This is a genomic window from Geomonas sp., assembly GCF_056994735.1.
The window spans coordinates 1-7640 of the sequence record NZ_JBXKJL010000145.1 but is presented as its reverse complement, the minus strand read 5'-3'; the positions used below and the strand labels follow the sequence as shown (position 1 = coordinate 7640).

Annotated in this window: 7 protein-coding genes and 1 pseudogene; all 8 read left to right on the top strand. The window is 61.8% G+C overall.

Features of this window, described 5'->3' with window-relative positions:
- A pseudogene (locus AC11W3_RS07060) lies at nt 1–399 on the top strand (hypothetical protein); the annotation flags it as partial.
- The gene (locus AC11W3_RS07055) at nt 399–740 is read left to right on the top strand and encodes a DUF192 domain-containing protein (protein WP_484092721.1); all 342 of its coding nucleotides are present in this window, start codon (nt 399–401) and stop codon (nt 738–740) included. The pseudogene AC11W3_RS07060 and the gene AC11W3_RS07055, both read left to right, overlap by 1 nt.
- A gap of 57 nt (nt 741–797) precedes the next feature.
- Entirely contained in the window at nt 798–2381 is a 1584-nt protein-coding gene (locus AC11W3_RS07050; protein ID WP_484089831.1) for a hypothetical protein, read from the top strand.
- 30 nt (nt 2382–2411) lie between these two features.
- The gene (locus AC11W3_RS07045; protein WP_484089832.1) at nt 2412–3956 is read left to right on the top strand and encodes a hypothetical protein; all 1545 of its coding nucleotides are present in this window, start codon (nt 2412–2414) and stop codon (nt 3954–3956) included.
- A 31-nt stretch (nt 3957–3987) separates the two neighbouring features.
- Nucleotides 3988–4746: a dolichyl-phosphate beta-glucosyltransferase gene (locus tag AC11W3_RS07040; protein WP_484089833.1), complete on the top strand. Its 759-nt coding sequence runs from the start codon at nt 3988–3990 to the stop codon at nt 4744–4746.
- Between the two features lie 339 nt (nt 4747–5085).
- Nucleotides 5086–5409, top strand: a complete 324-nt coding sequence (locus AC11W3_RS07035) for an STAS domain-containing protein (protein WP_484089834.1) — start codon at nt 5086–5088, stop codon at nt 5407–5409.
- Nucleotides 5406–7451: a chemotaxis protein CheW gene (locus tag AC11W3_RS07030; protein ID WP_484092720.1), complete on the top strand. Its 2046-nt coding sequence runs from the start codon at nt 5406–5408 to the stop codon at nt 7449–7451. The genes AC11W3_RS07035 and AC11W3_RS07030 overlap by 4 nt, the downstream gene beginning before the upstream one ends.
- Nucleotides 7452–7485: 34 nt before the next feature.
- Nucleotides 7486–7640, top strand: a 155-nt coding sequence (locus AC11W3_RS07025) for a chemotaxis protein CheW (protein ID WP_484092722.1), incomplete at its 3' end; no start/stop codon positions are given.

Sequence of the window (7640 nt, the reverse complement as noted above, 5' to 3'; positions counted from 1 at the left end):
GATGTCAGCCGGGCGCCTGAGCTTGATGTGGAAATCTCCGGCAGCAAAGTCTACGAGGCGGCGCTGACCGACATAGCGCTGGGGGTCCAGTATCGGGTGAGGTCACAGAACCGCCTGGTCCCCTTCTTCGGAGCCGGTGCAGATTTCATCAAGGGGAGCATGAAGCAGCCGGTAACGGGGACCAAGTACAACCTCGACTGGACCGAAGGCGGGCACATAAACGGGGGCGTCGACTATTTCCTGACCAGGAGCATAGCGCTCAGCGCCGAGGCCCGCTTCGTCTTCGCCCTGGAAGGCGACATCAAGTCCGGGGGGACCAAGGTGGGAAAATACGACCCGATGAACTTCCAGGGGACCGTCGGCATCCGGCTGATGCTGCCCGAAAGTGCCTTCGAGTAATGAGGGCCTTCAACAGGACCTCAGGGATGGAAGTGGCCGGGAACCTTTCCGTGGCCAATACAGTCATATCAAGGGCCAAGGGTCTGCTGGGGAGGCGGGCCCTTCCTTCTGGAGAAGGATTGCTTATCACCCCGTGCAAGGGGGTTCACACTTTCTTCATGAAGTTCCCGATCGACGTGGTCTTCCTGGACCGCAAAGGCCGCGTCATCTACGCCATTGCCAATCTCCAGCCACACCGGGTCACCAGGGTGCTCTTTTCCTGCGACAGAGTCATTGAAGTCCCCGCCGGCACCCTCGATGCCTCGGGGACCGTGGTCGGCCACGAAGTCGTCATCGATTAACGCTGCGCCGACATGTCATTTTCATTTACCAGCGCCACGCGCCACCCGGACCGGACCATGCCCAGACGCCCCCTAAGATTCAATTTCATCCCCTCTGTCGCGGACCTCTTCTTCATCACCATCTTCCTGCTGCTGTTTTTCAACCAAAAGACGCGACTGCTGGGTGACGGCGACACCGGGTACCACATCCGCGCCGGCGACTACATCATTCAAACAGCCTCCATCCCCAAGTTCGATATCTTCTCGTTCCACAATCCGCCCATCCCCTGGACCGCCCACGAATGGCTCTCCGAAGTCATCATGTCCCTGGTCCACAGGGAGGCCGGGCTGACCGGGATCGTCGCCTTCTTCTCCTTTCTCCTGGCGCTTTCCATCTACCTGTTGTTCAAGATCCTGAGGAGTTATCAGGCCGACATGGTCCTCTGCGTGCTGATAACGAGCCTGGTATTGTGGTCCTCGCAGATCCACTGGCTGGCGAGGCCGCACGTCTTTTCCTTCCTGCTGATGATGGCGTTCCAGTATCTCCTGGAGTCATACCAACGCAACGACAACGATCGGCTCTACCTCCTGCCGCCGTTCATGCTCCTCTGGGTCAACCTGCACGGCGGCTTCCTGGGAGGCTTCATACTCCTGGGGGCCTACCTGATCGGCAACGCCGCCGGGGCCTTCTTCGGCGCCAATGAAACGCGGACCGAGCGGGCAAGGAAGGTGAGGCAACTTGCTCTCACCACTGCCGCCTGCCTTGCCGTGACCATTCTCAACCCCCAGGGTTACCACATACTCCTCTTCCCCTTCAGGCTGATCTCCGACAGCTTCATCATGGATCACGTCTCCGAATTCCTGTCGCCCAACTTCCACGAACGCATGCCCTTCAAGTACCTGTTGCTGCTACTGGTCGGCATCCTGGCGGTTTCGCGAAGGACCATCGAGGCGACGGAACTGGTGCTGGTGCTGATATTCACCAACATGGCGCTCTATTCGGCGCGCTACATCCCGCTCTTCGCGCTGGTCACCGCACCCATCCTGACCCGCAAGGCTGATGAGGTCCGGGATGTCCTGGGGGGGAGAGCGGCGGGATTTCTCAGCAAGCGCTCCGAAAACATAGCCAGGATCGATGCCCGCTCTGCGGGCTTCGTGTGGCCTGCGCTTACGGTGCTGATAGTGCTGGGTGCGATCTTCTCCGGGAAGATGACTCACAACTTCGATCCGAAGATCAAGGCGGTGGCGGCGTCCGAGTTCCTGATGAAGGAGAGGATCAGCGGGAACATGTTCAACAACGACGAGTTCGGGGACTATCTCATCTATCGCGGCTACCCCGCGTACAAGGTCTTCTTTGATGGCAGGTCCGACATGTACGGCAGCGACAGGATGAAAGAGTATTACAAGATCTCCCACTTCGAGCCGGGGTGGGACCGCGTCCTGGAAAAGTACGGCATCACCTGGGTTTTCTTTGACTCCGACTCGGGACTTTCCCGATACCTGGCGAGGGATAACGCGTGGGTGCTGATCTACTCCGACCGGGTCGCCAACATCTTCGTCAGGAACCTGCCGCAATATAAACACCTGATCGAGAAATACCGGGGAGTGACACAGGCTCTTCCTGAAATCGACGATACACTAGGTACTGCAAGGAGAAGCTGATCCCCCTGCCCCTTCGCCAAAGCGGATAGCTTGGCGCAGCTAACGGTGACTGTCATGAGGACATGGCCCAACATCAATAGTAACAGTCACGAGGCAGCGCCGGCACTCTGCGCTTCGTTGTTACTCCACGCCCTCCTCATCGTAATCCTGAGCACGACCTCTACTTTCTACTTTCTTATGGGAAAGGAGCGCAGGTTCGATCTCTTCTGGCTCTCGACTGAGGGCACGCAGCTGTCATCCCCCCTGCTGCAAGATGAGGCGGCCGAGGGAGAGCCCCAGGAAACAGTGCAGCCGCCGTCAGGTCGGGAAAGACCTCAACCACTGGCAAGGCAGGATCTGCCGGTCCTGAACCCGCCGGAGGAAGACGATGCTGGCGATGGTTCCCCGCCGGAGGCCGATACACTCCCGTCCCATGAAACAGCCGAAGAAGAGCCCGAGGGCGCACTGGCGATGTCCATCCCGGCACCAACAAGACAACCGGCACCCGCCGCCGCACCGATCAGACACGACCCCGCTTTCCAACCCGCCGCACCGGTGAGGCACGACCCCGCCTTGGCACAACGTGATCTTCCGGTGGAGGAGGGGAAAGCCAAGGATCCGGTACCGCGGGTGCAAAGTGCCCGGTTCGAGCCCGCTCCGCCGCCCCAACCGGTTACGGCGAAGCCCGCACCAAATCCGGTCCAGCAGCCTCGGCAAGTGGCGGCAAAACCGGCACCCAAGCCGGTTCAGCAGCAGAAACGTCCTCTTCTGGCGGCAGCGAAAAAGGAGCCGGTCTCCCCGGGACTGAAGAAAAAATCGCAGAGCGCCGCATTGATACCGGCGACAGCGCCGAAGCCGCTGCCGACTGTGCCGAAACCCGGCAAGGAGATTCCCTACCGTCAAGCCGGCACGGCACCTCCTGCTTCTTTAGCCGCTTCCGCCTCCGTCACCGGTGCCGGCAGTCATCCAGGCGGGGGAAGACCGCCTGCCACCCGAGCCGCAGAAAACAAAGCCCCTTCCACCGTCGCTAAAGCCATCGCCGCGCCACCGGTGACTGCCGCGGCCAGTGAAGATGCCAGCAGCAAACATTCGGAGAAGCCGCACGAGCCACGAGGGATGGTGATCCCCTCGGTACGCGGCGACCTGAAGATGGTGGTCAGCGGCGACAGCGGCATCAAACTCTACGTCCTCTTCAGGGAGTATCCTAAGTCTCGCCGCAAGACGGTTCAGACCAGGGCCGAAACCCGCCGGGAACAGAAGATAACTCCTGTGGTCATCAGGACCGGGGAAGGGACCAGGGAGGTCGTCATAGAAACGGCCGGGGAAGGGATCTACATCTTCAGCGCCGAAGGGGACAGAGGAGAGGCCGCCAAGGCAAAATTCACCCTGAAGATCTTCGAGAACGCCCCCAGGGAAAAGGTCGCGGCCATCGGCTCACGATCGGTTACCGGGAAGTCCACCCTCGCCAAGGTGCTGATGCCGGAGGCCATCCTCTGGGACGACGATTCGGCCTTTACCGGGAGTCTGGAGGATTCGGACAGTACCACCAAGTTCAATCCCCAGACCGGGGTGTACTGGAAGGAGTACAACGACTGACTGCCGCAGCCAATGGCGCAAGGGAGGTCCTATGCTTCCGGAAATTACCATTGTCATCGCAGCCTATAATGAAGAAAAGCGCCTCCCTGACACCCTCCAGCGGATTAATGCCTACCTTTCGACAACCGGACAGAAAGCGGAGATCGTCGTGGTCGATGACGGCAGCACCGACCAGACGGCGGAGCTGGTTTTGGCACTGGCTGAGGAGATGCCGGGTCTGCGGCTGATCAGCTATCCGGTAAACCGGGGCAAAGGCTATGCCCTGCGCACCGGCGTATTCTCCTCGCGCGGTCGACTGGTCCTCGTTACCGATGCCGACCTCTCCACCCCCATCGAGGAATTGGAGACCCTTCACCGGCACCTCACTCAATGGCACGACATCGCCATCGGCTCCCGCGGGCTCCCCTCCAGCGACATCATCGAGGCCCAGCCTGCGTGGCGCAGGGGCATGAGCCGGCTCTTCAACAGGCTGGTCAGGACCCTGGTCATCGACCAATTCACCGACACCCAGTGCGGCTTCAAGCTTTTCGGGGGTGAGGCCGCCAGGGATCTCTTCGCCAGGGCCCGGATCGACCGCTTCGCCTACGACGTTGAAATCCTGGCACTGGCCAAGGCCGGCGGGTACCGGGTGGTGGAAGTCCCTGTGAAGTGGAAGAATTCCGCAGCCTCGAAGGTACGGCCGGTGCTCGATTCCGCGCAGATGCTGGCGGACCTGATCAGGATCAGGGTCAGTACGGTGTTCCATAAAGAGAGTCCCGTTGCCACGGAAACCCTGGACCCCGAAGGCTGAGATCAAAGGTGGCTGCTGGCCAGTCCCGGTGCCGGCCGCAGCTACCTCACCCATGCCTCGCTACATCCCCGTCAATAAGACCACGCAACATCCCCGTCAATAAGTCCACGCCGCCCATGGCCCCCTCCTACGCCACTCATTGTGCGCTCTTTCCGCCGCGCATGGCGCCTCTCCTTTTATCAACTCCGGCGGACCCAGCCACTCGTTAAAGAGCCCGAAGCCACTTTGTCATTAAAGTTGTAAACGAAAACGCCGAACTGAATAGGGTTCGACTTTCTTGACCTCAACCGAGGCTCTCGTAGCCTCACCCAGGCCTTGCCTGACCGATAAGGAGGGTTCATGTCCGGAAACTGCCACATGGTGCTTGATGGTGACTGGTCCAAAGACAACGCTGCCGATCTCTTGAAACTTCTAACCGGCAGACTTGGGGGTGTCCTCCAAGCCGAGCCGCGCCCTCAGACGGCAGAGATCGATTTCGCCGGAATCGGCGCATTCGACGCCTGCGGCTGCCAATTGCTGGCCGTGTTCCTGGAGCACCTCCGACGCCACGGTATAACTCCCGCGCCCTGCAACATCCCCGAAGAACTCTCGGGAAAAATTTCCCTGCTCGGCTTTTCGCACGTCTTCCGCACCGCAGAACAGGCTGACCTGGAGGCTGCATGACCGGTACCGCTGAGAACGCCATCGATCTCACCCGCTTCAACCAGGTCTTTTTCGAGGAATGCGCCGAACACCTGGCAGAGATGGAACAGATCCTGGTCTCACTTGGCGACGGAGAGCCGGACCAGGAGCAGTTGAACGCCATCTTCAGGGCAGCCCATTCCATAAAAGGGGGAGCCGGGATCTTCGGCTTCGACGACATGACGGTCGTGACCCACGTCATGGAATCCCTGCTGGACCGGCTGAGAAACCACGAGATCACCTTCGCCCAGTCGATGGTCGACCTCCTGCTGGAAGGATGCGACGTCATCTCCATGCAGCTCGCCGGGCACCACGACGGCAAGAAAGTGGATGAGGAGGCGATCGACCAGATCAGGCGCAAGCTGCAGCAGGTGGTCGACGGCACCGGTTGCGCGTCCCAGGCACCGGCCAGGGCCGGGCAGCCGCCCCGGCAGGAAGAAAGAGGGACGCCTCGCCTTTCCAGCTATGAGATCGTCTTCTCCCCCCAGCGCGACATCTTCACCAGGGGCGTGAGGGTCGAGAGCGTGATCGCCGAACTGGCAGAGCTGGCGCAGCCGGGCCAGTTCGCCTCGCGCGCCGTCCTGCAGGAGCTCCCCGAATTCAGCGACTTCGACGCCGAGAGCTGCATCACCCGCTGGCACTTCACCCTGACCAGCGAGGCGACCCGCGACGATTTCATCGAAGTCTTCATGTTCTCGGCAGATGAAGAGGACCTCTCGATAACGGAGTTCCCCGCCCCTCCCACCCCGGAGCCGGAGCCCGCGGCCGCTTCCTTCGCCGAGGAAGGCGTGGCCGAAGGTGCCGCCGCCAGGAGGGAGGAGCCCGCCAACGGAAATGCGGGACGACGCGGCGCAGAGGGAGACAGCTCGATCCGGGTCAACGTGGCCAAGGTCGACCAGCTGATAAACCAGGTGGGCGAGCTGGTGATCACCCAGGCCATGCTGACCCAGCTGGCCGGCGCGCTCGATCCGGTGCTGTACGATTCGCTGCAGAAGTGCGTGGCCCAGCTGGAGAGGAACACCCGCGACCTGCAGGGGAGCGTGATGTCGATCCGGCTGGTCCCGATCGGTCTCGTATTCAACCGCTTCCCGCGGATGGTCCGGGAGATCGCCGCGAAGCTCGGGAAGAGCGTGGAACTGAAGACCACCGGCACCAGCACCGAACTCGACAAGAACCTGATCGAAAAGATCGCCGACCCGCTCTCCCACCTGGTCCGCAACTCCCTGGACCACGGCCTGGAGGCGGCGGAGGCCCGCATCGCCAACGGGAAGAATCCGACCGGCACCCTGGAGCTTTGCGCCTCCCAGGTGGGGGGAAGAATCATCATCGAGGTGAGCGACGACGGCGCCGGCCTCGACCGCGGCAGGATCCTGGCCAAGGCAGCCGAGCGCGGGATCCCCTGCAGCGAAGCCATGAGCGACGAGGAGGTCTGGCAGCTGATCTTCATGCCCGGCTTCTCCACGGCGGAGTCGGTCACCGACATCTCGGGGCGCGGGGTCGGCATGGACGTGGTACTGAAGAACGTGCAGGGGATCGGGGGGCGGGTCCAGATCGCCTCGCAGCCCGGCCAGGGGACCCGCGTCACCATCAGCCTCCCCCTGACCCTGGCCATAGTCGAGGGGCTCACCGTGGCGGCCGGGAGCGAAAAGTTCATCATCCCACTAAACGCCATCGTCGAGTCGCTCCAGCCCAAGCCGGAGCAGCTGAAGAGCGTTCAGGGGAGGGAAGTGGTCCAGGTCCGCGGCGAGTACCTCTCCATCCTCAGGCTGCACCGGCTCTTCAACCTGGAGGGGGCGCAGGAGGCACCCGAGCGCGCCATCCTGGTGCTGGTGACGGTGGAGGGGGAACGGGTCGCCATCCTGGTGGACGCCCTTCTGGACGAGCAGCAGGTGGTGGTGAAGAGCATGGAAACCAACTTCCGCAAGGTCGAGGGGAGCGCCGGGGCCACCATCCTCGGAGACGGGCGCGTGGCGCTGATCCTGGACGTGACGGAACTCCAGTTGATGCACAAGAGGACATACTAGGGGGCCACCAAGGCCCGCAAGGAGGCAGGACAAGATGCAGACAGCTGCAAGCAGGACGGATCATGGCGGCGGGCCCGCCGCGTCCGAGTACCTGACCTTCAGGCTCGCCACCGAGAGCTACGGGATCGAGATCCTGAAGGTGCAGGAGATAAGGGGTTACGACAGCGTGACCCGGATCGCCAACACCCC

Coding starts and splice junctions, on each gene's coding strand:
- AC11W3_RS07055 (WP_484092721.1), top strand. CDS start 399: ATGAGGGCCTTCAACAGGACCTCAGGGATGGAAGTGGCCGGGAACCTT.
- AC11W3_RS07050 (WP_484089831.1), top strand. CDS start 798: ATGCCCAGACGCCCCCTAAGATTCAATTTCATCCCCTCTGTCGCGGAC.
- AC11W3_RS07040 (WP_484089833.1), top strand. CDS start 3,988: ATGCTTCCGGAAATTACCATTGTCATCGCAGCCTATAATGAAGAAAAG.
- AC11W3_RS07035 (WP_484089834.1), top strand. CDS start 5,086: ATGTCCGGAAACTGCCACATGGTGCTTGATGGTGACTGGTCCAAAGAC.
- AC11W3_RS07030 (WP_484092720.1), top strand. CDS start 5,406: ATGACCGGTACCGCTGAGAACGCCATCGATCTCACCCGCTTCAACCAG.